This is a genomic window from Methanolobus tindarius DSM 2278 (assembly GCF_000504205.1).
Classification (GTDB): Archaea; Halobacteriota; Methanosarcinia; order Methanosarcinales; family Methanosarcinaceae; genus Methanolobus; species Methanolobus tindarius.
Genome location: NZ_AZAJ01000001.1, coordinates 2,457,521 through 2,484,282, shown reverse-complemented (window position 1 = coordinate 2,484,282; position 26,762 = coordinate 2,457,521). Strand labels below are relative to the sequence as shown.

Below are 26,762 nucleotides of genomic sequence, written 5' to 3'. Positions count from 1 at the left end.
TATGAAAAAAGAAGTTCAGATGAACTCTTTCATCTCATCAACTAACTTTTTTGCAGCCATTGCAGGATCTTCGGCCTGGTAGATTGCTCTGCCAACTATTACCCAGTCAGCTCCTGCTTTAATGACATCTGAAGCTGAACCACCCTGTGCACCTACACCTGGTGAGATTATTGAAAGATCGTTTCCGATTATCTTTCTTATCTCTGCAACCCTTTCAGGACGTGTTGCCGGAGCAACTACACCTGATGCTTTTGCATCTGCTGCCATCTTTGCGATTCCTTCTCCGACCTGCTGCATGAAATCAAGTGCACCCGGATGGCTCATTTCAGTGACCACATAAATGTCCTTGTTCTCTTCCTTTGCAAGTTTTACAGCAGCTTCAAGACTGTCATGTCCGGTAAATCCCTGGACGATAACTGCATCTGCTCCTGCCTTGAAAACCTGTTCACATATCAGGCGGTTTGTATTAGGGATGTCTGCTACCTTAAAGTCAGCGATTATAGGAGCGAATTTTGAAAGCTGGCTTATCATATCCATTCCGGTTGAAAGTACGAGTGGATAGCCGATTTTGATTGCATCAACATAGCCCGCAACCTTTTCAGATATTTCCACTGCCTCAAGCCTGTCTGTGACATCAAGTGCAAGTATGAGTCCTGTCTTTCTTTCCATGTGATTTTCTCCCTGAAATTTACATTTTTGCAAGTCTGCTCCTTGCTGCTGCAACCATTATCGGAAGTGTGATGGTGGCATCAGAGTGGACTGTTACTGAGCGTGCTGTTTCGCTGACCTTACCCCATGAACGTGCTTCATCAAGTGTTGCACCACTAAGACCTCCTGTTTCTGGAGTGTCCATTGTAAGCTGGATTGCGTATTCGAATTCCTGGTGTGTTATGAGCATAGACTGGAAGATGTAGTTCTTTGGAACTCCGCCGCCGATAAGAACTGCTCCAGGGTCTTTTGCCTCGTAGCAGATATCGATTATCTCTTTCATGTCTGCAAAGGCATCAACGTTGAGCGGGTTGCTCTGTTTGTAGAGCCATGCCTGAAGTCCGATCATTGAGTCCTGGATTGCAGGACAGTAGACCGGTACGTTCATGTCTGCTGCTGCTTTTAAGATTGAGTCCCTGTCCTCTATGTTATTTCCAAGGTGTGTCATGAATTCCCTGATGGATATGGTGTCAGTTCCAACATCTGAGAGTATGGCTTTGAGTTTTTCCTCGAAGTCTACAAAATAAGGTTCAGGAAGGTAGACATCGTATATCCTGTTTATCTCATCGTGTTTAAGTTCGATGTCGTCACATTCGGCGCAGCCTTTGTAGTGGTGCAGCCCCATGGATTCCACGATTTCGTGAACCATGTTTGCACCGGTTGTGACCAGCACATCGATGTAGCCATCGTATATTAGATCGGTAACTATCTGACGCATTCCTGCCGGAACCATGGCACCGGCAAGCCCGAAGAAACTGGTTGACCCGTTTGCAAGCATCTCAGTGTAGATGTCAACGGCGTCTGCAAGTTTTCCTGCACCAAAAGCACACCCATCGATTGCATGTACCAGTTCATCAACGCCCATATTCTCTGTGATCTTCGCCTGTCTGATAGGATTTTTCAGTTTTTCTCCATGTGAATGACAATGTTCCATTTGAAAGCCTCTTTAATATAAGCAGAGTTAACGAGGAAGTTGTTCTTTAAGGTTATTATGAGAGGAATAAAGTTAAGTACAAACCTCAAAAAATTAGAAATATTTTTAATTGATTATGGTCTTTTCTTAGATTATATAGGGGTAGTGTTCAGATTATGGTTAAAACTTGTTTTGTGATAATGCCAATCGGAAATCAAAAAATCGGAGATGAAATGATTTCTGCTGAAAGTCTTCGAAGTAAATATGATGACCTCATAAAGGAAGCTATTTTAAGAGCGAAACCTGATTTGGACGTAACACGTGCAGACGATGTTGATATACCAGGAGTTATTACAAATGATATTCTAAAAAGATTAATGACTTCTGATTATGTAGTTGCAGATATTACTTTTCCAAATCCAAATGTATTTTATGAATTAGGACTTAGGCACGCATGCAAAATAGGAACTATTTTAATCAAAGAAAAAAGTGATGTTCCGCTTCCTTTTGACATTGCACATTCAAGATATATAGAATATGATAATACAGGTACTGGGTTGAAGAAATTATCTCAAAGGTTAAAAAAACAATTTGAATGGTTTGAAAATAATAAAAATATTCCTGATAATCAGTTCATTGAATTAGCAAATCAGAACAATATTTCTAATTTTAAGGAAATTCATAAAAGCGTTTCAAAACAAAAAACATTGTCTTTCCTCAAGAAAAATAAAACAAATAACTCTTTGGCGGAAAGGGTGAGATCTACCAATAAACCGGCAGTAGGTGCTGTTTACGAGGGCGACATAACATACACTGGTGCAGACCTTCACAATATAATTGGTTTAGATGATGGCAAGTTTATTGAAATAAACGCAACTAACTTTGCAGGGTTCATTTCGCAGGAAAAACTCAAGATTTATGGTGGGTCTTTTGTCGATAATAGATATATTAAGAGAGATGGACTTATATATGAAACCCAAATCCAGCAGATTGATTTTAAATATGGTGCATGGGAAGACACCTATAATGTCATGGAATTATTTGGAGATGTGTATGTATCACTAAAGGATAATACACCAAACAAGTTGACTAATCTAATTATTGACAGTGATGACAAGTACACCCTGAGAATTGGTTCCACACTTGAACTCGGTGGTGGCTATGAACTTACCGCAAAGCAGATTGATGTAGTAGGTAACAAGGTTTGGATGGAATTCTCAAAAGATGGTGAATTCATTGAAGATAAAGTAATCCTTGTCGATGAGAAAACAGATGGAACATGGATACATAATGTCAATATTGCAGATGAGAGTAACGTTGAAGTTTTTAGAGTGAATGTAACTAATGTGTTTCAGGGTCAGATAGACAGCCTTGTTGTAGTCGAAGGCATCTGGCTAATTGATTACGAAAACATCATTGAGCTTGAAATCGGTGACAAATTTGATGTTTTGATAGTTGACCGTATTGCCGATAGTTCAATGATTATGGTGAATGAAGACCCAATACTTTTAAGAAAAAATTCAATACAAGAAATTGCAGAAGGCATGAAATTAAAAGTTGCTGACTCAGATAATCTTGAATTCAAAGTGATAAGAGAGTATGCCTAATCTCTAAATTGCTCATTCCAAGAAGAATTTTAAAAAAATAATATAAACTTCACAACCCTAATTCAAGAAGTTCTATTTTAACATTTTACAACTGTATATACAAAATTTGCTAACTAGGGTATCTGCAATGCGAACACCAAAAAAGTGAAACCAGGAAATTACAACAAGAGAAATAGAGGAAACTCAAACATGGATAAAACAGAACTGTTCGACCGGCTGGAAGAGCTTGAGTGGGAAGATTTTGAAGTAAAAGAGGCGAAGTCCTCTATTCCTAAGAGCAGTTTTGAAACGGTGAGTGCATTTTCCAATACTAATGGTGGTTGGCTTGTTTTTGGAGTAAAGCAAACGAAGAAGACTTTTGAGATTACAGGTGTTACAGACGCCGAAAAGATCGAGCAGGATTTTACCACCACTCTTCGTGGGGACAAGTTCAACCAGAAAATCAGGGTAAGAAGTATAAAGTATGATTTTGATGGAAAAATCGTGCTTGCTTTTTATGTTCCTGCTTCCGGGCAGAAGCCAGTCTATTTCAATTCGAGGAAAAATACGTTCATACGAACCGGCAGCGGAGACCAGAGAGCAACAGATGCTGAGATCGATGCTATGTATAGAGATTCTTCCTTCGGTTTGAAGGATAAGGAACTTACTGAGTTTACCATTGATGACCTGGATGAGAGGACGATCTCTGATTACAAGACTTATCTTGAGAATGTAAACCCTGAGCACAGATATAACAAACTATCAACGGAACAATTGCTGGAGAAGTTACAGGTCGTAGTCGATGGAAAAGTAACTATCGGCGGTTTACTGGTCTTTGGAAATGAAGACAATATCAATCGCATGCTTACAGATTTCAGAATTGATTATCTTGAGATCATGGGTACGTCTTATTCCGATGCACCGACCCGATATAATTACAGGCTTTCTGAGGAAGAGAATCTTTTCCGGTTCTATTTCAGCATTTTTGAACGCCTTATCAAAAAGATAGACCTGCCTTTCACTTTAAGAGCTGATGGCTTTGCCACTGACAACCAGCCCCAGCTTGTTGCTATTCGTGAAGCTCTTGTGAATCTGCTGATGCACTGCGATTATTTCAGCCCAATGAAACCACGGATAAGAGTTTTTCTCGACAGAATAGAATTCTTAAATCCCGGCAGCCTTCCAAAAGATATCGAATCCATCATAAAAGAAGATTTCACGATGCCAAGAAACCCTATTATCGCTAAAATATTCAGGGTCATCAAACTCTCCGAAAACGCAGGCTCAGGCTTTGACAAAATGTTTAGCGGCTGGAAGTCGTATTATGAGATTGAACCTGAGGTTGCAAGCGATATAGATCATTATAAGATCACTTTCCCACTGGAAAAAGATGTCATTCCTGAAAAAGTGTCGGAGAAAACGTCGGAGAAAACGTCGGAGAAAACGTCGGAGAAAACGTCGGAGAAAATATTACATGAAGTTCAGAAGAATCAGCATGTCACAATTGCCGAGCTTTCCGAAATAATAGGAGTTACTCCACGTTCCATAGAGCGTAACATTCAGAAGCTTCAGGGTGAAGAAATGCTTAAGCGGGTGGGCCCGGATAAGGGCGGCCACTGGGAAGTTATTGATAAGTGATATTTAAGAACAAAACCAATTAAATCTCATCCACTACTCTTGAATCTTCAAGAATACAATCATAAAGTTCTTTTGTCCAGTCAACTGCGCTCTGGCCTTTGCACAACATGAATTTGTAATCGAAATCGCCTTTTTTATTAAACGCACTTATTACAGAATGGACACTGTCAAATGTGAAATATATGAATTTCATCTCTTTAGTGTAAACATACATGTGGAAAAATTTGTTGTTAATAAAACCTGCAAACTCTTTTTGATATTCTGTTTTTAGCTTGTTGAGTAACTCTTGCGAAACAATGTAATGGAAATTGACATTATTCACAAGAAGCTCTGCGATTATCGAATCGAAATCAGGGTAAAGGATAGTAGTAACCACATAGACATGCGAAGATACATTATAATCAACATTGAAAGATTTATGCATCGAAAATAACTCTGTGATAGGGGGATTTATTATTTCATAATCTTTAAGCTGACCTATTTTATCTAGCAAGTTAGATGGGATGAAATCAAGATTCCGGCTTCCCCAGTAATCAATATCAAGATCTATAATATCGGTTTTATCCAGTAAAGGGATCATATTGTCAACAACAAGTTTTCCAATGGTTGTTAACTCATAAGTGTCATTGTAGTGCTTAATAAGATAATGCGCTTCCAGAATCTTCATTTGAGGAAGCAATGAATTCCTGTTCGTGTTTATTAATTCCAGAAGAGTAGCCATTTCTTTTGCCCCGTCCTGTAGAGATAATAATACATTCATTCTCTTTTCAGAAGCAAATGCTACATCAAGTAAACGTTTTTTCAGTTAATTCACATCCCATGAAAAAGTATTAAGCATAATCTTATTTGATGCACACTTATGTATCAATTTTATTTAAATAAATCAGTGAATAGTACTTCCGCCTGTTTGCATAATATGAAATTATAAAAAGTATGTATATATATGCCAGATATCCAATTTTCCTAACATTAATCTTCAAACTAAACAGCCTGGCACTTTTAGGATTAGTTGTTGCATATCTCAAACCGCATCCTCAACGCTCTCATCTGCCACAACCCCACATTCATTCCTTTTCTCACTAACAGAACTATAGATATTCATAATTCCCTTGAACACAGAATGACCCTTTGAGGTGATAATGTAATCTCCCCTTTCGTTTCTCTGGAGGATCATTCCTTTGTCTACAAGTTTTTGCAGATGGAACAGGAGATTTCCGCCTCGCAGACCGGTTAGCTTTGAAAGGTCAGTGAAGCTTCTTGAATCAAGAACTAAAGCTTTCATTATTGTAAGACGCTGTTTGTTTGCAAAGGGTTCACAGATATCATCGACAACTTCCTCCATGCTGACATCTGGCAGGTTTTCCACGAAAGTGCCTTCTTTATCATATATCCTGAGTGATGACAGGACATCTATTTGTTTCTGGAAGATGCGGGAAACTTCCTTAAAACAAAGGTCGCAGTCTTCAAAGTGTACGAGTTTGCGGATCTCTCCTAGCTTATTCCAGTATTCATCGATGGTTTCTTTCTCAACCCGTTCTTTATCTATGAGCTGCACGGTCTCGTTCAAAAACTCGGTGAAAGCACCTTTACAGAAATCACGCATATCACAACAGGAGGCAATATTGCTTTCAATGTCCTGGTCGATGCGTTCCTGGATATTGCCAATCATGGTCCGGGAGAAATTATTCCTTATCTCAGAAGAGAGAAGCTCATAACATCTCTGGTTGCTCTGCTCCTGAAACAACTGCATATCTGCCTGTAATTTACGAATACTTTCCTCGATCTGATCCAGTTTTTTAGGATTTATGTTACATGTTTGCTGTGGATGCATCATGTTTCTTCACTTCTTTGATGTCAACGTGTAGTCACTGTGTAATAATGTATTTAATAGTTAGTCAGATGTACAAAACTAAATCTTTGTGTATTCCAATGACGCTAAAGTATATATCAATACCTGACCAATTCAAAATTAGAAAGAAAAAGGCATCAGTTTCAGACGACACATAAAAATGCCTGACAAATGGTCCGTGGGGATGACAGGTCAGGAAGCCTGAAATGGGGGATACCACCATGAGCATAAAAGGCAAAACAATATGGTATATGAGTGTGGACCCTTCAGGGGACAAAAGCAGAACATGTATAGACGAAGGCTATGCCACATTTGACATAGACATTCATCTAATGGAAGAACTCGGTGGCGAATTACAGGAATTCAGTATGTCATTCCGGGAACACAAAAAAGAAGAAGCTCTCAAAGAGATCTATCAGGAATTCGACAGGGATTTCCGGGGAGATCTGGGGCGCGAATTCAAAAAACTCGGAAAAGGTCTTGATTCTAAAGAAGGCTTCCAGAAGATAGTTCGTCTCAACAAAAAGGTTGTAGATTTTACAACCAGGATGAAGAACCTTGACGAGCTCATGAAAGACTTCGATGAATTCGAGCGTCAGGAACACTTCAAAAAGATAATAGTCGACCGTCTAATGACCATCGAAAGTTCCAGGCTCATGAACTGGTATGATGATGTGCTGAGATTTATGAATGAAGTTGAGATTGGAGACATGGTAATTATGCCTCTGAAAGAACGCGGCTCCTTTGCAGTGGGAAAAATAAAAGGAGAATACGAGTTCAAAAATATCGCCCCCGGCATAAAGCATGTGAGAAAAGCCAGATGGAAAAAGCGTATGATCTTCTCCGAAGACCTTTATTCCAGACTTCCACCCATGCAGAATGTTTTCAAGCTGAGTACAGATGCAGAAGCACTGGCACTTAAAATCATCCACGAACAGTGGTTCATTGACAGGGCAGAGTGAGGAGGTCAAAAATGCACTACGGACTTGGAATAGATGCAGGAGGAACATACACCGATGCTGTTATACTGAGAGGAAGTGACGGGAAAATAGTTGATTCCCACAAATCATTCACAACATATCCTGAACTGGAACATGGAATCAAAAATGTACTTGACCATCTTGACCCTGAATATCTCAAACAGGTAAACCTTGTTTCAGTATCAACAACACTCTCAACGAACTCACTTCTTGAAGGAACAGGAACACCGGTAGGACTTGTAGTTGTAGGAGAACACCCACATGAAGAACCATATCCTACAGAAAATATGATAGAAATCGAAGGTGGGCACGACCCCAGGGGCACTGAGGAATATGAGCTTGACCTTTCAAGACTCACACATTTTGCCCGCAGCACAATGGACAATGTATCAGCCTACGCAGTATCAGCTATTTTCAGCACACGTAATCCCGAACATGAGTTACGTGTCAAGGAATTCCTCAAGCGCGAAACCGGACTCCCGGTTGTCTGCGGTCACGAACTGACGCAGGCTCTTGGAGCTTATGAGAGAAGTGTGACTGCAGTGCTGAATGCACAATTAATTCCCATAACATACAAATTTGTCAATTCCGTTGCCATGGACCTTCAAAAAAGAGGAATCCACGCAAGAATTCTTATGCTCAAGGGAGATGGCTCAGTATACAACATAGAAGATGCACTGGAAAAGCCAGTAGAAACCATATTCTCAGGACCTGCTGCAAGTCTTCTTGGTGCATCCTATCTCGCAAAAGAAGATACTTGTGCCGTAATTGATGTTGGCGGTACAAGCACCGATGTTGCAATGCTAAAAGAAGGACTGCCAGAGATAAGTGAATCGGGTTCCGTTGTAGGTGGCTGGAAAACAAGAGTAAGGGCGATGAAAATGGAGACCTTTGCCAACGGCGGTGACAGTCACATCTGGGTAAAGGACAAGAAGGTAAATATTGGTCCAAGAAGGGTTATCCCGCTTTGTGTTGCTGCCGAAAAATACCCGGATTTCATCAGGAGCCTGAAAAGAAACAGGATACTTTCTCGCCAGATGATGGACAGGCATTATCAGCCAACAACATTCTTTGTCAGGACTGACTATCCTGCAAGAGGACTTTCCGAACAGGAAGCCGAGCTTCTGACTTACATTAATTATGAACCTGTATCCATTAACGATCTTTCAGATACTTCCAATGTACCACCTTCAAACAAGATGCTGGATTCGCTTATACAGAAAAGACTGGTCCAGGCAATCGGATTCACACCAACCGATGCACTTCATGTACTGAAAGTCTACAACCAGTGGAATTCACATGCATCTGACATTGGAGCATTCTATCTGTCCAAATTCAGTCAGATGGGTAAATTCGAATTCTGCTCACTCGTAAGAAGAATGCTTGCACAGAATATGGGTTACGGACTGATGTCCTTTGTTTATCCACATCACCCGAAAGAAGTAATCATGGATGGAGTAAGCGGTGAATATCCGGCAGGATACAGAATGGGAGTACCAACGGTACTACTTGGTGGCCCTGTTAAAAGTTATACTGAAGATTTCACATCCATAATAGGTGGCGAAGTAATTGTCCCGGAACATGCCGAGGTTGGTAACGCTATCGGCGCACTTGTAGGAAAAGGTGTTAAGAAAGTTGAAATGCTTATACGGGCCCAGTCCCCGGACGAACTTGACAGGAATTTCTATGTATTCTCACCCCTGGGAAGACATGGAGTAATAACATATTCTGAAGCAATCGAATGTGCCATCGAGGTTGGCAGGGATATAGTTCTTGACTATGTCGAAAGATGCGGAGTCAGCCGCCGGGAAACCGAAATTAATGTCACAACCAGAACTGCTTCACCGCCGGACTGGACCCATGCCCCCCTCCAGACTACCATCACTGTGATGGGTGTGGGAAATCCATTGATGGTCTTGAAGGAATGAAGGTGATAATATGAAGAAAGATGACGAGTTCTCCGATGAGTATCGGGAGCAGCTCCGGATTCTCTATGAAGAAAACAAGGAAACCATACATTACATGGCTAAATCCGGCACTCTCCGCAGAAAAACCGAAGCTCTTGAGCTCCTGAATATCCTTGGAATCGAACCTTGAAATCAGTATAAAAATAGTGAAAATTGAATATCAAAAAACGTCAAAACAATAATTCCATCAGCAACTCACAGGCTGCATAATATAATAATAGATAAATGTCATATTATCTTTAATGAGTGCCATATTTGAAAAGATAATTCCAAAGCAGCGGAAAATGTCAACAAGAATTGGAGGACTGCTGATAATAGTAGGAGAAACTATGTTTCTTTTTTCCCTGCTCAACTTCCTGATGATCACAAGGTTGCAGTATTACAGTTCAGGTGACAGCTTCATGAGGGTTCTCTTTCCTCACTACCTGCTGTTCCTTGCAGCACTTTTTGTTGTGGCGTTTATAGGCATGTGGCTAACCTATGTGTATGTGTTCCCCAGTAAACAGCGCTTTTCTCAGGAGCAGGCGATAAAAGACGACAGAAGTCCCATGTACAATAAGATCCTCGACCTTGAGGATGACATTGATGAACTGAAAAAAGTTGTCTTTGATATGTCAGAGAAAATCGACCGCATGAATCAAAAGGACAATATCCAGTGATAACATCTAGTTTGAGATTTTAAAACCCGGAAAAATGACCATCCAGATAGATCCTATTATTGATGAACCTGCACTTGTGGTAAGCAGCGAAACAAAGTCACTTGTAGTTGCCGATATCCACCTTGGAATCGAATGGGATCTTTACAGAAGCGGATTTTCAATCCCAAGCCGAATGAAATACGGTCTTGAAAGAATTCTGGGTTACATCAGTCAGGTTTCTCCTGACAGAATAATTTTGCTTGGGGATGTGAAACATAATGTTCCACAAATTTCATGGCAGGAGAGAAATGAGATTCCGCATTTCCTTTCGGTCCTGTCTGACCATGCAGATGTGGAAATATTCCCCGGAAATCACGATGGAGGCATCGAGTACTTGCTGCCGGAAAGGGAGAACATAACAGTACATCCTGCAAGGGGAGCTATTATTGAAAATGTGGGTTATTTTCACGGGCATACATGGCCTGACCCTGAAATGCTAAAAGCACAGTACATTATTACCGCACACAATCACCCAACTATCCGCCTTACCGATTCACTTGGATATGCCATGGTAGAACAAAGCTGGATAAGAACTCGTCTGAATCTCCCTGTACTTCAGGAACATTTCAGCAGTGTTGAACTTGAAAATGATAGTGATAACTGGAACGACCCTGAGATGATAATTGTACCTTCATTCAATGAACTTTGTGGAGGTGTTGCTTTTAATGAATCACTACATGACGATCTTCTTGGACCATTATTTTCATCACGAGGTGTTGACATCGATAATGCACAGGCATATCTGCTTGATGGGACTCAACTTGGAAAACTAAAAAACATAAGAAAGCTCGAGGAAAGTAAGGTTCGGCCAAGAATGAAACGTAAAGCTGGAAAGAAAGGAGAACAGAAAAGGAGCAGAAAATGAGTTTTGGTAACATCTTCGATTCATTTGATCCGAGAATTCAGGGTGCTCTGGAAAAACAGGGATTTAAGGCTCCAACCGAACCACAGGAGAGAGTATTTCCATATATTCTAAATGGAGATCACACATTCCTGATTGCTCCCACAGGTTCAGGAAAGACAGAATCTGCAGTTCTTCCCATATTCCATGCAATTCTTGCTAAAACCCAGGAGCAGAGAGTCGGAATATCAGCACTTTATATCACACCCTTGAGGGCACTTAACCGCGATATGCTTTCCCGAATACAATGGTGGGGAAAGGAACTTGGTATTGATGTGCAGGTCAGGCATGGTGATACTTCCCAGTATGAGAGACAAAAACAGTCACGCAAACCGCCTGATTTTTTGATTACAACACCTGAGACTTTGCAGGCAATGTTCACCGGCTCACGCCTTAGGAAAAACCTGTCATACGTTACTCATGTTGTCGTGGATGAGATACATGAAATGGCATCTTCAAAAAGAGGAACTCAACTTTCAGTTGGCCTTGAAAGACTTGTGGAACTTTCCGGAGAGTTCCAGAGAATCGGGCTTTCAGCCACTGTTGGTAATCCTGAAGAAGTGGCAAAGTTCCTTGCTGGTTCACAAAGAGAGGTTTCTATTATTTCCGTATCCCTGCTTAAACTTCTTGATTTTAGTGTAGTTTGCCCACAGGTTACGGATGATGACATCACACTCTCAAAGAAACTTGCATGCGATGTTAATTTTGCAGCACATATACGATGCGTAAGGGACATTGTACTGGAAAATGTATCCACACTTGTATTTGTAAATACCAGACAGAGCGCCGAAGCACTTGCTGCCGGATTCAATATGCTGGAACTGCCAATTGGAGTCCATCACGGTTCACTGTCCGTAGACTCTCGTATCGAGGCAGAAGAATCATTCAAAAACGGAGACCTTCAGGGACTTATTTGCACTTCATCAATGGAGCTTGGAATTGATATTGGTAACGTGGACCATGTTGTACAGTATGGTTCTCCGAGACAGGTTTCAAGACTCCTGCAACGTGTCGGACGTGCAGGACACAGGATACATGAGGTATCCAGAGGTACTATCATTGCCATGGATGCCGATGATGTGGCTGAGAGCATGGCAATTTGCAAACTTGCGACTGAAGGAAAGGTTGAATCCATTTCTCCTCACATGAATTCACTTGATGTTGTGGCAAATCAGCTTGCAGGAATTGTTCTTGATTTCGGAGATATCGGAATTGAGAAAATATACAGTATTCTGAAGCGAGCATATCCTTTCAGGAATCTTCGAATTGAAGTTCTCAGGAAAGTAATAGCCCAGATCAAAGATTACCGTATGGTCTGGCAGGAGGAAGGATCTGACAATATCAGCCGTAGAAGAAAGAGCTGGCAATATTATTACGATAATCTCTCCATGATTCCGGATGAGAAAAAGTATGAGATATTTGATATTGTCACCGGCAGGCCTGTTGGAGTGCTGGACGAAGCTTTCGTTATTAACTTTGCTACACCTGGTGCTGTTTTCATTACAAAAGGTGACATGTGGCGTGTCATTGAGATGATCAGTGACCGCAACCGGATAAAAGTAGAACCTGTGAGAGGCATGGGAGAAATACCAAGCTGGACCGGGGAAGAAATTCCTGTTCCTTTTGAGGTTGCACAGGAAGTTGCAAACATACGCTCTGTTATTGCAGGTATGATTATTGAAGAAAAGGAAGACAATGAAATTGCCTCTGAGCTGGCTGCTTTGTATCCGATTGATCCAGAAAGCCTTACAGAGATGCTTTCAATACTCAGGGAACATGTTGAAGGAGGATATCCGCTTCCAGACAAAAATTTGTTTGTTATTGAGAATGACGGCGATGCAGTGCTGATAAACACATGCATTGGACACAATGCCAACGAAACACTTGCAAAAGTGCTGACATCACTTCTTGCAGCAAGATATGGAAGCAGTGTGGCTCAGGAAATAGATCCTTACAGGATAAAAATGACATTGCCACACAGGATAAGAGCTAAGGAAATAGAGACTCTGTTGCAGGATATTCAGCCGGAACATATTGAACCTATTATAGAGATGACCCTGAAGAACACTTCGCTGATGAAGTGGAAAATGGTACATGTTGCCAGAAAATTCGGTGCTTTGAGCAAGGATATTGATTATGACAGGATAAGCATGAAGAAGTTACTTGAAATTTATCGTGATACTGCAATGTATGATGAAGTTATCAGGGAAATATTCCATGATATGCTGGATGTCAAAAGGGTCACGGAAATACTTACGAGAATGGCTGAAGACGAGATCCGGCTTGTGGTAAGCAGGTCAACACCAATAGGCAGTTCGGGATTCGCCATGAAACGTGATCTTGTGGCTCCTGAAAAAGCTGACAGGTCCATTGTTATGGCTTTGAAGGAACGTATTATGAATGACAGAGTGATCCTTTTCTGCGTTCATTGTAAGAAATGGACATCAAGAAGGCAGGTGAAAAATGTACCTGATGAGATTATATGTCCTGTTTGTGATTCCGGGATGGTGGCAGCACTCAAGCCATGGGAAGATGAGGAAATCAAACTTGTGAGAAAGCAGGATAAGGTAACTGCAAAAGAGGATATTAAACGTATACGCAGGGTTCACAGGAATGCGAATATCGTTATGACCCATGGAAAGATGGCAGTTATAGCACTTGCAAGTAGAGGTGTTGGTCCTGAGATGGCAACCCGTATTATACAGAAAATGAGGCATGATGAGGAAGCATTCTATCGCGATATACTGGTTGCCGAAAGGAATTATGCTAAAAACAAGAGGTTCTGGAGCTGAATTGCTTTTACGTGTAAGGTAGCTAGTATAGACAATCTTAATATAAATACAGTACAAATTTAATATGGTTGAAGATTAATGATCTTAAGCCGGGAGGAATATAATGCAATCTTTTATCGTAGAGCACTATTTACAAAAGAAGATCGACATTTACTGTGGTGGTCCTGACAGGTTTTACGGAGTTGTTGAAGCATGCGCAGATGGTGTACTGACCATCAAGGATGAAAACAAATACACACATATTGCTATTGATAAGATAATTGCCATATGGAGCGATGAGAAGAAATAAGCAGATTTAATTCTGAATGGCAGTTTTATTAGCGTTTTTCTTTTCTTATTTTTAATAAATCTGTTGTATTTCGATGACATTTGTTTACTAAATTTCTTATTTGTTAATGGTTATTAATTCGAATTATTTTTCATTTTCTGCATCCCCTGCTTTAATCCAATAGTTTTATATCTGATGTAACGCAAATCAAGGTGACTAAAATCTACTCAACAGAGAAGGATTCATTATGAACATGAAAGAAAGATTACTCAAAGCATTAAAAGGTGAAGAAGTAGACAAAGTACCTGTGTGCACAGTAACACAGTCCGCTATTGTTGAGCTCATGGACCAGACAGGTGCAGCATGGCCAGAGGCACACACCGACGCACAGAAGATGGCAGACCTTGCAGTCGCATCATACGAAGTATGTGGTCTTGAAGGTGTAAGAGCTCCATACTGTCTTACAGTACTTGCAGAAGCAATGGGCTGTGAAATTAACATGGGTACAAAGAACAGACAGCCTTCAGTCACAGGTCACCCATACCCAAAGGGTGTTGAAGACCTTGCTATGCCAGAGGATCTCCTTAGCATAGGCAGAATTCCTGCTGTAATGGAAGCAATGAAGATCATCAGAGAGAAGGTAGGAGACGACGTACCAATCATCGCAGGTATGGAAGGTCCAGTTACCCTCGCATCTGACCTTGCAAGTGTAAAGAAGTTCATGAAATGGTCCATCAAAAAGCCAGAAGACTTCGAAAAGATCCTCGACTTCGCATGTGAGGCATGTACTGCATACGCAAACGCACTCTTCGACGCAGGAGTAGACGTAATCAGTGTACCAGACCCAGTAGCATCCCCAGACCTTATGGCTCCTGACACATTCGACAAGATGCTCAAGCCAGTTCTCCAGAAATTTGCTGACGGTGTAAAGGGACCAATGATTCTCCACGTTTGTGGTGACGTATCCCCAATCATCGAAATGATGGCAGACTGCCACTTCGAGTCCATCAGTATCGAAGAGAAGGTAAAGGACCTTGCAGGCGCAAAGGCAAAGGTAGGAGACAAGGTCACTATCTGCGGTAACGTATCCAGTCCTTTCGTACTTCTTGCAGGCGACGAAGCAGCTGTCAAGGAAGCAGCAAAGACCGCTCTTGACAACGGAATCGATGTCCTCGCACCAGGCTGTGGAATTGCACCTGACACACCAGTTGCAAACCTTAAGGCAATGGTCGAAGCAAGAGACGAATACTACGCATAAATTCTTTAACAAAGCATGCCATAGTTCACTATGGTCATGCACTATTCTTTTTTTGCATAATTTAAACTGATTTTGCGTTTATTGCTTTCGTTTTTAGTCTTCGGCGTTAACATAACTCTTTAATATAACCTGAGCACATCTTTTATTGATCAAAGGTTATTTGCACATTTCATACGTCTTTTCAAATTTAACTTTGGTTCTTTTGCATTGTAAAACAGGAGATATATTATGCACTATAGTCTAGGAATTGATGCTGGTGGCACGTATACTGATGCGATTCTTGTAAGAGATTCAGATGGAACGGTAGTAGGTTCAGGGAAAGCACTTACAACATACCCGGATCTTGTTGAAGGAATAAAAAATGCCATTGATACCCTCGATTCTGAATATGTAAAAAAAGTAAATCTGGTGTCAGTTTCAACAACTCTTGCTACCAATACAGTACTTGAAGGAACCGGAAGTCCTGTTGCTCTTATTCTTGTGGGTGAACATCCTGTAAAAGGAGATTTTCCTGCAAAACATGTGCTTTCAATCTCCGGAGGGCATAGTTACAATGGAGAAGAAATTCAAAAACCAGATATCGCTGCAGTAAAAGAGTTTGCTGAAAAGTATAAGGATGATGTTTCAGCTTTTGCTGTATCTTCATTTTTCAGCATAAGAAATCCGGAACATGAACTTGAAATTACCGATGTTCTACACAAAATTACAGGACTGCCTGTGGTCTGCGGTCATGAACTCTCCCAGGATCTTGGAGCATATGAACGTGCTGTTACAGCATCCCTTAATGCGCAACTTCTTCCAATATCCCATAAATTTATCCTTTCTGTAATAGACGAAATAAAAAGAAGAGAAATAGATGCACGTCTATTAATGTTGAAATGTGACGGAACAGTTGTTGGTTTAAAAGATGCGCTGGAAAAACCAGTTGAAACGATATTCTCAGGTCCCGCTGCAAGTCTTGTGGGAGCTTCCTTCCTTTCTGGATTTGACACATGTGCAGTTGTAGATGTTGGTGGAACCAGTACTGATGTATCTGCCATTAAAGACGGTATTCCTGAACTTTCAGACACGGGTGCAGTCGTAGGAGGATGGAAAACCCGTGTCCGTGCAACCAGGATGGAGACATCTGCCATGGGTGGCGACAGTCATGTCTGGACACGCAACAAAGTAATCCATATCGGACCACGAAGAGTAATTCCTCTCTGCCTTGCATCATCTAAATTTCCGGGATTTCTGGATAAACTTAAAAGAAATCTTATTCCTAAGAGAAGTACTCTTGACAGAAATATCCAGCCTACAAAGTTTTTCATGAGATCCGGTTTTGAACCTAAAGGACTTGAAGATTCTGAAGCTGAAGTCCTCAAAGCTATTGCTAATGAACCAATGAGTCTGGATGAAATTGCTGCAATTTCAACTCGCTATCCTTCTACTGTTATACTGGACTCACTTATACAGAAAAGGCTAATTCAGGCTATTGGATTTACACCATCGGACGCACTTCATGTTTTAGGAGAGTACAACTCATGGGATACAAAAGCATCAGTAATTGGGGCTGAAAAACTTGGAAAACTGAATAAAATGACTGACGTTGAATTCAGCACAAAAGTAAAGGAAATAGTTGCAAAGAACATGGCTTTCAACCTGATGACTTACATCTTGCCTGATATAGAGATAAATGGCATTAAGAAAATTGTTGATGGAAAATTCAATGCCAGATTTAAAGTGGACATTCCGGTTGTTCTTCTTGGTGGTCCCGTTGTAGCGTATAAAGAAATTATGGAAGGCATAATTGATGCGGAAATTGCTGTCCCTGAACATGCCCAGGTTGGCAATGCTGCCGGAGCTCTGTTTGGGAAAGGAATCCGAAGAATAGAACTTATCGTAAGACCGGTATCAATCAACGATCTTGATGCAGGGTATTATGTATTCTCTCCTGAAGGAAGAAATAGTTTTTCAGATTATCGTGAAGCTGTGGAATATGCGGAAATGCATGGAAAGAATATGGTTGTTGAATACATGGGAGAATGCGGAGTCAGCAGAGACAACCTTGATATAAACATGACAAAAAAAACATTTTCTCCAGAGGACTGGAAACATGATCCTGTTGAAACAGTGATACAGATAACGGGCATAGGTTATCCCAAGAGATTCATAAAATAACCCATTTATTTTTTATATTAAATTGGATTTGAGAAACTAATTCCAGAATGGATTCGTACTATAAGTAGTTTCAAAATTCTATATTCTAAAAATAAAATATACTTAACAGTAAGTGAAACTCAAATAACTAAAAAAAGAAAAAAGGAACAAGTTCCTTAAGAACTTGTTTCGCTTTTAGACTTAGAACTTGTAGTTGTCGTCTGGTCTGAATACAGCGACTTCTGCCTTGTACTTCTCGAGGCTGTCACTCATGAAGGTGTCAGCTTCGTCAGTCATTGCGTCAAGTGCTGCCTTTGCATCGTTGAGTGCACCGATCTCGAACTTGGACATGACAAGTTTCTTGCTGTCAGCATCGTTCAGGATGTCACAGCATGAGATTGCTGCGTTCTTTGCACGGAGGTAAAGGTCGTCTCCGTCCTTTGCGATTGATTCAGCTACCTTGTATGCGTTGTCGTATGCGAGGACGTATCCCTGTGGGTCTCTGTACTTGTCAGAGAGTACGAGGATGTCACGGAGCATCTTTGCGTTTCCGGTCTCGGTTGCTACGTTGAGCATTGCTGCATCGTAGTTAAGGGACTCGGACCAGCACTGTACTGAGGTACCACCGAATTCACCGTGGTATTCTACAGACTCGTTTGACCAGAGGTCACAGCACTGCATGACAAGGTTACCCATTACATCAGCGTGTGCACAGGTTGAGGTCTTTCCTTCCTGAGCGATTGGGCAGCCGGTGATTGCTTTTACGATTGTGTTCTCGTATCCACAGTCCTTTCCTGGACCCTGAGCACCTGCTTCATATCCTGCAAGTGTCCTTGGTGCGGAAATTGCTCTTGCGATGATTGCAATGGTGTGTGCAAGGTTCTTGTCAAGGAGACCACCTGCTATGAACATAGCGGTGTTTGCCTGTGAACAGTCTGTGTCACCAGCTGCAATTCTTCCCTTCTTGTCTGCGATCTTCCTGATGTCTTCCCAGATCATGGTCATGTCAATTGAACCGAGGCAGCCAATTGCATATACGAGACCAGGAATATCGTTCCTGAGGATTGCGTAGTCGAGAATTTCCTTACCGCCCATTGTTTCGATGGACAGGAAGTCTGCTCCTGCATCTGCTACAGCTTCGAATGACTCCATAAGGGTGTCATACTTTGCGCCGATAAGTGCAAGAAGGTCACGGTTCTCACGGATGTCACCAGGTGTGTGTCTGAGACCACATTTGATTCCGTATTCTTCGTGGTATTCTTCCAGGATTGTCTTCTGGACGTGAGCGATTTCTCCTCCCCAGTCTGGGTTGTTGGTCATCTGCTCGACGTGTTCTGTCTCAAGTGATACTGCAGGGAAACCGATCTGGACTGCTCTTGCCATAATGTCGGTTGTGAGTCTGCGGTATTCAGAAACAAGTTTCTCCTTGGAGACACCAGCTTCTGGTCTTGGTGCATAGTTAACTTCTGCTGTAACGTATCCAGCACCTACTTCTAATCCGAGCTCTGCTTTTACTGGGTAGACTGACTTACCGAAGATCATGTCGTCAGCTGCTTTGTATGCAAGTGATGTGTATCTTTTTACCATTTCTGTCACCTCTGTTTAGTGTTTGTGGAACTGCTCCTTAAGCTGTGCAAGACCCTTTCCTGAAAGGATTGCGTCTGCCATCTTTGGTGCGTCTGCTGCCTCTTCACCATAGATTCCGAGCTCGTACTGTGTTACGAAGTCCTGGTTTACTGCTCCGCCACCGCACTGGAATGGTATCTTGATACCGGACTCGAGGAGTCTGTCGTTGACTTCCTTGAATGCGTACATGGTTGTGGTCATCAATGCTGTACCGGTAAGCATCATTGGGCTTTCCTTCTTTACAGCTGCGATAACTTCGTCGACTGGTACATCACGGCCAAGGTCAACTACTTCGTAACCAGCTGCTCTGAGGAGTGCTGCTACAATTGACTTACCGATGTCGTGTACGTCACCTTCTGCTACGTGGCAAACAACCTTTCCTTTTGGTTTTGGTGCTGCGCCACCCTGTTCCTTACAGAATTCGATACCTTCAAGCATTGCATCTGCTGACATCATTACGTTTGGCAGGAAGATGACACCCTGGTCGTATAAGTCTGTGACGATCTTCATTCCTACCATAAGCACGTCGTCGATGAGTGCTACTGGATCTGCTCCGCCCTCGATTGCCTTCTCAAGACCTTCGATTACGTCGTCTTCTTCTCCATCAAAGATTGCTGCACAAATTGTCTTTCCAGGCTCTGCGCTTGGATACATCTCAGCTGCCATCTCTTCAGGTGTCTGTGCTTTTTCTTTAGCAACATTGTACCTAACTAATATTTTGCTTGGGTCTACATCCATCTAATTCTACCTCCTTAGATCTAGATTGACTTCCTGCTGCAACGCTGGCATACATTCAAACGAATTATGCTTTTGTAAACAGCAGATGGATATCTGTTGACATATGACATTTTTACATTCAGCAAAAGTCTCCACAACCATTTGCTAATATGTTTTAGTCATTTGTTAACTTCATCTTTCCACATAACCACGTATTCTAGATAGCTATATAAACCTAGCGGTTTCGTACATTTATAATAATAAAACAATATCAAAACAAAGCATAATTTTACACAGTACCACTAGATTTCATTTTTTATGACTAATGCATCACAAAGTGCCTGATTATATTTAGAATGTAAACCGGGTTTTTTATGATTTTATTTACATTAATATAAAAGTAAATAAGAGAGTGACAGTTAACTTTAAATAGGACCGCACATTTTTTCCAATTTTGCAGACATAACTAAAGTTTCCTTGTCGAAATTGAATTTGTTAATCATCTAAATATAAAAAAGTAAAAAACTATTTTATTTAATATGTGTGCCTTTTTGCCCAATAAATTTTAGTTGCATATATAATTATTTTAGACAATTAATTCAATATAGATTTTTGTTACTAATTGTTAACCGTTCGATTTAAGTATCGTCAAAAGTCGAAGTGTACAAAGACTCGATATAGAAATATTAGAACAGTTCACAAAAGTGCATGTAATGCGTTATACTTATATATTACATATTTTAGGACAGAGGTCCTACGAAAGAAACAAAGAAAATGAAGAACACAAAACACAGATTCAAAATGAAATGGTAACAACAAAACTGAATATACTCCTAAAAAAGATAGCAGCAAAGATAATTGCTGCAATAATCACTCATAATCAATTGTTATTGACTAAATCTATTGGTTTGATATGCCCATGATCATGATCATGATCATGAGGCTTGTTGTGCTTGAAAACTATATTCTGGTCGCCCAGTTTTTCAGAAATAGTATCATTTACTATATTCACAAGCTTGTCACGGTCAATACTTGAAACTGCCGAGAGAACCTTTAGTCTTGGCACTTGCCCGGTCTCCGTATCAATGACTTCCATGGTAATATCCTGATCATATGCCGTAAGATTAGTCTTTACAGTATTAGAACCGGATTCAATGAAGAGCTTAATGTGCCCCACAAATTCAGGACTGAGCTCTATAACCTTAGATTTTAGAGCTGTCATAATATCCCTGGCTGTTGCCTGTGCGACATCTGTGGCAATGCGACCATCCAGTACAAACTCAGTAGCATAACTGGCTATACCTGAAGCCTCAATGGAATCCATTGTCTGCTCTACAGGCTTCCCTGTTGCCTCATCAATGACCTCAGTATCCGCACTTGTGGTCTTTAACTCATGATGACCATGCTGACTGGGAGCATCGCCCATTGCAAGTTCGACAAATTCAAACCAGTGTTCATCTTCCCGGGAGGATGAAAGGAGGAGCACTTTTGCCTTTGGATTTAATTGCTGCACAGAGGCTTCAAGAATAGGCAAACGTATATCGTCAACAAGATCGATCTTATTAATACATAAGATTTCAGCATCAATTATCTGACGCATTGCAAAATTCTTTGCTTCCTTCATCAGTTGCTTAAACCTGCTACCATCAATCAGTGTTACAAGAGGTTGAACTGTGGTATTCTTCAGGTCCATCAGATCTATTTCATTCTTGATTATCTGTGGGAATGCAATTCCTGTTGGCTCTATTAATATGACATCAGGCTGGTAATCCCTGTTAAGAATGGTCAAAGTTGTTTTCATATTAACTTTAAGAGAACAGCAAATGCAACCACTTGTAAGCTCAGTCATATCAAGACCATATTTGGAAATGACATCACCATCAAGACCTACTTCACCAATTTCATTGACAATAACTGCAACCTTCTGGCCGGCTTCACTAAATTCTTTTCCTAAACGAATAATGGTGGATGTTTTTCCACTACCTAAAAATCCACCAACAACGAGTATTTTCATAAATTATTCCTTCTAAAAATTGAAAGAAGAGAAAGCAAATTAAGCATTCTCCATTACAACCAGATTCTCCCACCTGAATGTTTCCTTGGGGCAGGCATTAATGCATCTCTTACAGTTTGCACCATCACATAGATCTGAACTGATCATGACAACGCCTTCATCATCAATGGTGATCGCGTCATTTGGACAAACTTTGATACATTTTGGACATTCTGGACAGTCGACCTTCATTGTAAGATATGTACCGACCTGTTCAATGACCTGAAGTCCTTCCGGACCGAGTACTGGGATATCTTTCTCAACAACCTTGGTGACAGTTGTTTCTTTCTCAGGAAGGTCAATCTTTGGAAGTCCCTTCTTCTTGAGGAATTTCTTAAGCATCTTGAATGGCATTCCTTCTGTCCAGTATGATATCTCCTGGATGTATGCTTCCTTAAATGCCGGATCTGTTGCAAACATTACGTGATTGCTGACAATCTTTGCTGCAATGTCCTGGAGTTCCCAGAGCCTGTCCTCTGAAAGAAGGATTTCCCTTGCAACAATAAGTGAAGTGTTACCTATCTGGATAACTTCGTCAACATCAAATGGAACCATACCGACCTGGTGTGCCTTGACAGCGTCCATGTAAGTACCTGCAGCACCGGACATGTATGCCTTCTTGACATCAGAAACCTCAACACCTGCTGCATTACAGAGTGCAAGGTGACCTGCACGGATAGCACCGATTGCAAGACCCGCTGCTTCGACATCGCTCTCAAAGAACTTGATTTTGTCCTGGAGATAGAGGATGTGGTCCGGTGTGTTGATCTTTGGAAGTGTGATAATTCCATCCTTCATTCCTGCTTCAATTATTGCAATAACACCTGTTCCGGTAATTCCCTTTGCCTTAATGGAATCCTCTTCAATGATATCCCCATTGTTAGGGTTGATCAACTGTGCCTTGACAGTATTCATTTCGTCGTCAAGTACGTAGTTACGCATGTTTTTACCTTCAAATTCAACATCCGAAATTACAAATGGAGATGCAAGGTTACCGTATTTGATCTGCTGACCTTCAAGAGCAGGACCTGCTGCGGCGGAGCCTGTATAGATGGTACCTTCATGGATAAGAGCCATTTCAGCATTTGTTCCGTAGTCTGTTGCAATTGCAGTTTCCTTTGTATCAAGGAATCCTGATTTGATAATAAGTGCAAGAGCATCGGCACCAACTTCATGCCTGATTGCAGGTGGAACAACAAGCTGTGCGTTTGGATATACATCCAGCCCCTTGATTTCTGAACAATCAATGATCCTGGCACTTCTGTCTGATTCCTGAATGTTCAGTCTTTCCTTCTTCCTTTCTCCTGCATATGCAAGGTCATCGATTGGGATTCCCTGGAAAATTGAAAGCTGTATAGGGTTTCCACAAATGGACATTCTTTCAAGTTCTTCCGGTTTAACTCCCAATGTCTCTATAACATGCTTTACAGCATTGACGTGCAGACCCTGAGCAAGATCAAGACCATAAGTGATGGCAAAGTCCAGGTGGTCCATAACGTTTGCCCCAGGGAGCGGGTTACGGAGAGTTATAACTGTCTTCTGGATATCACCAGTGTCAAGATCTATTTTCTGTGCTCTGATACCACTGGTACCTATGTCTATTGCAACTCCAAGTTTCATTTGAATCCCTTTTAATTCCTTTTTAAATTTAATAACGTAGTATCTGTGTCCGAACTTAAAAATATATGTTGCGGTATTTTTTGTGTCTGTTTGGCATTATTTAAACTGATTGAAGTACATCTTAAAACCGCTGAGATTTAACAGTACCGTAGAATATCCATACATGAAAATAAAACCACATGAATAATAGTGATGATTGAAATATTCAGGTTTTGCATTTCCACAAACACAAAAAATAATAAAATATGACCTATAGATGCTGTTTTATTAGTTACGGCAGATCCGCTTGCCTTTATCAGTCAACTGATATGCCTTTGAGCCTGAAATATCATCATTATCAGAACAGGAAGATGCCGCAGTGCATGAACAGCATGCAGAAGACTTTGGAATGGAATTATTACATATCTCCCGTACATACCCCATATGTTGCAGCATGAGAAGCCGGTCCTTGATGTCATTCTGTTTAACGCCTAATTTGTCTGCAGCTTCCTGGAGAGTGCAATTGTCTATGAACAGCACCTTCAGCGTTTCCTTAATCATTTTAAATCCACCCTGATATTAGTTCCCGGAACTGGTTCAAAAATATCCTTCCATTTAATATATGCAAAAAGCGGCAGAATTGCAAGATATATACCAGGACTCATATCGCTGAGAGGCGTCCATCCTTCAAATTCCTCATTCATAAGAAGATGAGTCTCAAGCAAATTACCCGTGCACACAAGCAAATATATGAACGCAAATATTAGGGCAAGAAGAATTCCCACATAAGCATAGGATATACCTTCATAGACTCCTGAACGCATTTCCAGCACACCGTAAATAAAGACAGTTCCGATAAGTAACAGAACAAAAGAGCCAATAATATCCGCCGGCACAAAAAGAACGTTGCTAAGTGGAATTGAAAATTCAGAACCAAGTATTATCTTACCGGTTCCAGCTGCCAGCTGCAGCAGTCCCATTATAATATAAAGTGAACCGCAGATAACTGAAAAAATCATCGGAACTTTTGTATCCGGCTTTTCTTCCATTACTGAATTAATATCCAAGCAGAACACCTCCCTGATATATTACAAATGCAGTGAGCCAAGCCACAATAATTCCGTAAAAAATTGCAAATATTGTCCATTTCCATGAACCGGTCTCTTTTCTGATAACACCTACAGTTGCCACACATGGCATATACAGCAAACTGAAAGCCATAAGACTGAGGGAATTCAAAGCAGTTAAACCGGAATCTGCAAGTAATCTGTCACTAAGCACATCTGAATTGTCACCGGCTCCGTAAAGAACACCCATTGAAGCAACAACTATTTCCTTGGCAACAAGTCCGAATATTAATGCAACTGAAATTTTCCAGTCAAAACCAAGTGGCTTAAGAATGGGTTCTACTGCATGACCGAGTGAGCCTACATAACTATCCTCACTTCCATATTGCACGCCCCATGGAAACGATGCAAGTGCCCAGATTACCACAACACCTACTAGTATAATAGTACCGGCTTTCTTGATGTACATGAAACCATTGTCCCACATGTGTATAAGACTTGTTTTCAAAGTCGGGACTCTGTAAGGCGGAAGCTCCATGATAAATGGCGCAGGTTTGCCTTTAACAACTGTTGCCCTGAGTAACTTGGCAGATATTATGGCAATAATAATCCCCAGTATATACATACCAAATATCACAGTGCCTGCCTGCCTGCCAAAGAAAGTTCCTGCAAACAATACATATATAGGAAGTCTGGCTCCGCATGAAACAAAGGGCACTACTAATATAGTGATAAGTCTGTCCTTTTCATCCTCTATGCTCCTTGCAGCCATTATAGCAGGCACGTTACATCCGAATCCCATAAGCATCGGGATGAATGACTTGCCATGCATGCCTATCTTATACATCAGCTTGTCCATAATAAACGCTGCTCTGGCAAGATAACCGCTTCCTTCCAGAAGTGATAGCAGGAAGAACAATATGAAGATATTTGGCACAAATACAAGTACAGCACCCACACCACCGATGATACCGTCACCTACAAGGGATGCGAGCCATGCAGGTTGAAGACTTGATGACACATAATCTGCAAACCATGTTGATGCAATGTCAATCATATCCATAAAAGGGGTTGCAAAGGCAAATGTCAGCTCAAATGCACCCCACATAAGTGCTAAAAATATTGGAATACCAAGGTACTTGTTGGTAAGCACCCTGTCAATCATATCAGATTTTGTAAGTTTGTCGTTGGCACGGGTACACATCTGAGGAAAGACAGTATTGATTGCAAGATAGCGCTTATCAGCGATTTCAGCTTCATATTCCTCCTGATCAATGGAATCGATTATCTGCATTACCCGATCATAAACAGGACTTTGTGAGATCTTCCCAGCAACATTACTATCTCCCTCAAGAAGGCGTATGCTTAACCATCTGAGTGGATATCTGATGTCTCGCGTTTCATCCTCAGCAAGTACTTTCTCTATCTCAAGGATTTTGTCCTCAATCTCATTTCCATATCCTATTTCGTGACCATGATGTTGCTGGATCTCTTTTTGTTCAATAACCTTATCCAGAAGATCGCAGATACCTTTTTTCTGGCTGGCAACAGTCCTTATCACAGGAGTTGCAAGAAGCTCTTCCATCTTATCTATATAGATACGGTCGCCTCTTTCCTCTGCAATATCACACATATTGAGTACAATGAGAATTTCAGAACCAAGCTCCATGAGCTGGGTTGTAAGATAGAGATTCCTTTCTAGATTGGATGCATCCACTACCTGAATGACAATATCCGGTTTCTCCTCAATGATAAAATCACGGGCAACTATCTCATCCATTGAATAAGCAGTAAGGCTGTAAGTGCCCGGCAGGTCTATGACTTCGATGTCATAATCTTTGTACGAGACCCTGCCACTCTTTTTTTCCACGGTGACACCAGGCCAGTTACCCACATGCTGCCTGGAACCTGTCAGCGCATTAAATAGCGTAGTCTTACCTACATTAGGGTTTCCTGTTAATGCTATCTTTATTTTCCTGCCTTCCATGAAATATCCCCAGGAA

The 26,762-nt window shown here is 41.1% G+C and carries 22 protein-coding genes; 11 read left to right on the top strand and 11 right to left on the bottom strand.

Features of this window, described 5'->3' with window-relative positions:
• Positions 1–15 precede the first annotated feature (15 nt).
• Complete coding sequence (gene pyrF / locus METTI_RS11950; RefSeq protein WP_023846081.1) at positions 16–669, bottom strand: orotidine-5'-phosphate decarboxylase; 654 nt, start codon at positions 667–669, stop codon at positions 16–18.
• Between the two features lie 19 nt (positions 670–688).
• Positions 689–1,642, bottom strand: coding sequence for a deoxyhypusine synthase (locus METTI_RS11945; RefSeq protein ID WP_023846080.1), 954 nt, complete (start codon positions 1,640–1,642; stop codon positions 689–691).
• A gap of 155 nt (positions 1,643–1,797) precedes the next feature.
• On the opposite strand from METTI_RS11945, the gene METTI_RS15275 reads away from it, so the two are divergent.
• Together METTI_RS15275 and METTI_RS11930 are read left to right on the top strand one after the other, a co-directional pair.
• The gene (locus METTI_RS15275) at positions 1,798–3,228 is read left to right on the top strand and encodes an S-layer protein domain-containing protein (protein ID WP_052324337.1); all 1,431 of its coding nucleotides are present in this window, start codon (positions 1,798–1,800) and stop codon (positions 3,226–3,228) included.
• A gap of 189 nt (positions 3,229–3,417) precedes the next feature.
• Positions 3,418–4,845 carry an RNA-binding domain-containing protein gene (locus METTI_RS11930; RefSeq protein ID WP_023846078.1) on the top strand — a complete coding sequence of 476 codons (1,428 nt, stop codon included), beginning with the start codon at positions 3,418–3,420 and terminating at the stop codon, positions 4,843–4,845.
• A 19-nt stretch (positions 4,846–4,864) separates the two neighbouring features.
• Here METTI_RS11930 and METTI_RS11925 read toward each other — a convergent pair whose 3' ends face one another.
• Together METTI_RS11925 and METTI_RS11920 are read right to left on the bottom strand one after the other, a co-directional pair.
• A complete protein-coding gene (locus tag METTI_RS11925; protein ID WP_245596123.1) occupies positions 4,865–5,566 on the bottom strand; it encodes a helix-turn-helix transcriptional regulator in 702 nt (233 codons plus the stop codon).
• A 300-nt stretch (positions 5,567–5,866) separates the two neighbouring features.
• On the bottom strand, positions 5,867–6,679 hold the full coding sequence (locus tag METTI_RS11920; protein ID WP_023846076.1) for a winged helix-turn-helix domain-containing protein: 813 nt from the start codon (positions 6,677–6,679) through the stop codon (positions 5,867–5,869).
• A 236-nt stretch (positions 6,680–6,915) separates the two neighbouring features.
• On the opposite strand from METTI_RS11920, the gene METTI_RS11915 reads away from it, so the two are divergent.
• The 9 genes from METTI_RS11915 to METTI_RS11880 all read left to right on the top strand — a co-directional run bounded on the left by METTI_RS11915 (position 6,916) and on the right by METTI_RS11880 (position 17,718).
• Positions 6,916–7,656 (top strand): hypothetical protein, encoded by a 741-nt coding sequence (locus tag METTI_RS11915; RefSeq protein ID WP_023846075.1) that lies wholly within the window; start codon positions 6,916–6,918, stop codon positions 7,654–7,656.
• A gap of 11 nt (positions 7,657–7,667) precedes the next feature.
• Positions 7,668–9,602, top strand: coding sequence for a hydantoinase/oxoprolinase N-terminal domain-containing protein (locus tag METTI_RS11910; RefSeq protein ID WP_023846074.1), 1,935 nt, complete (start codon positions 7,668–7,670; stop codon positions 9,600–9,602).
• A gap of 10 nt (positions 9,603–9,612) precedes the next feature.
• A complete protein-coding gene (locus METTI_RS15870) occupies positions 9,613–9,771 on the top strand; it encodes a hypothetical protein (protein ID WP_023846073.1) in 159 nt (52 codons plus the stop codon).
• Positions 9,772–9,883: 112 nt separating this feature from the next.
• Positions 9,884–10,300 carry a hypothetical protein gene (locus tag METTI_RS11905; RefSeq protein WP_023846072.1) on the top strand — a complete coding sequence of 139 codons (417 nt, stop codon included), beginning with the start codon at positions 9,884–9,886 and terminating at the stop codon, positions 10,298–10,300.
• A 34-nt stretch (positions 10,301–10,334) separates the two neighbouring features.
• Positions 10,335–11,204 (top strand): metallophosphoesterase, encoded by an 870-nt coding sequence (locus tag METTI_RS11900; RefSeq protein ID WP_023846071.1) that lies wholly within the window; start codon positions 10,335–10,337, stop codon positions 11,202–11,204.
• The gene (locus METTI_RS11895) at positions 11,201–14,032 is read left to right on the top strand and encodes a DEAD/DEAH box helicase (protein WP_023846070.1); all 2,832 of its coding nucleotides are present in this window, start codon (positions 11,201–11,203) and stop codon (positions 14,030–14,032) included. The genes METTI_RS11900 and METTI_RS11895 overlap by 4 nt, the downstream gene beginning before the upstream one ends.
• Before the next feature lie 103 nt (positions 14,033–14,135).
• On the top strand, positions 14,136–14,321 hold the full coding sequence (locus tag METTI_RS11890) for an MM0924 family protein (RefSeq protein ID WP_023846069.1): 186 nt from the start codon (positions 14,136–14,138) through the stop codon (positions 14,319–14,321).
• 226 nt (positions 14,322–14,547) lie between these two features.
• Complete coding sequence (gene mtaA, locus METTI_RS11885) at positions 14,548–15,558, top strand: methylcobamide:CoM methyltransferase MtaA (RefSeq protein ID WP_023846068.1); 1,011 nt, start codon at positions 14,548–14,550, stop codon at positions 15,556–15,558.
• A 228-nt stretch (positions 15,559–15,786) separates the two neighbouring features.
• Positions 15,787–17,718 (top strand): hydantoinase/oxoprolinase family protein, encoded by a 1,932-nt coding sequence (locus tag METTI_RS11880; protein ID WP_023846067.1) that lies wholly within the window; start codon positions 15,787–15,789, stop codon positions 17,716–17,718.
• A 180-nt stretch (positions 17,719–17,898) separates the two neighbouring features.
• Here the strand turns inward: METTI_RS11880 and mtaB are convergent, their stop codons facing one another.
• The 7 genes from mtaB to feoB form a co-directional block, all read right to left on the bottom strand.
• Positions 17,899–19,284, bottom strand: coding sequence for a methanol--corrinoid protein co-methyltransferase MtaB (gene mtaB, locus METTI_RS11875; RefSeq protein ID WP_023846066.1), 1,386 nt, complete (start codon positions 19,282–19,284; stop codon positions 17,899–17,901).
• 15 nt (positions 19,285–19,299) lie between these two features.
• On the bottom strand, positions 19,300–20,061 hold the full coding sequence (mtaC, locus tag METTI_RS11870) for a methanol--corrinoid protein MtaC (RefSeq protein WP_023846065.1): 762 nt from the start codon (positions 20,059–20,061) through the stop codon (positions 19,300–19,302).
• A gap of 859 nt (positions 20,062–20,920) precedes the next feature.
• Positions 20,921–22,054: a GTP-binding protein gene (locus METTI_RS11865; protein WP_023846063.1), complete on the bottom strand. Its 1,134-nt coding sequence runs from the start codon at positions 22,052–22,054 to the stop codon at positions 20,921–20,923.
• Between the two features lie 39 nt (positions 22,055–22,093).
• Entirely contained in the window at positions 22,094–23,713 is a 1,620-nt protein-coding gene (locus METTI_RS11860) for a methylamine methyltransferase corrinoid protein reductive activase (RefSeq protein ID WP_023846062.1), read from the bottom strand.
• A 267-nt stretch (positions 23,714–23,980) separates the two neighbouring features.
• On the bottom strand, positions 23,981–24,253 hold the full coding sequence (locus METTI_RS11855) for a hypothetical protein (protein WP_023846061.1): 273 nt from the start codon (positions 24,251–24,253) through the stop codon (positions 23,981–23,983).
• Positions 24,250–24,759, bottom strand: a complete 510-nt coding sequence (locus tag METTI_RS11850) for a hypothetical protein (RefSeq protein ID WP_023846060.1) — start codon at positions 24,757–24,759, stop codon at positions 24,250–24,252. The genes METTI_RS11855 and METTI_RS11850 overlap by 4 nt, the downstream gene beginning before the upstream one ends.
• Positions 24,749–26,746: a ferrous iron transport protein B gene (feoB, locus tag METTI_RS11845; RefSeq protein ID WP_023846059.1), complete on the bottom strand. Its 1,998-nt coding sequence runs from the start codon at positions 26,744–26,746 to the stop codon at positions 24,749–24,751. Before feoB ends, METTI_RS11850 begins: the two co-directional genes overlap by 11 nt.
• Positions 26,747–26,762 lie beyond the last annotated feature (16 nt).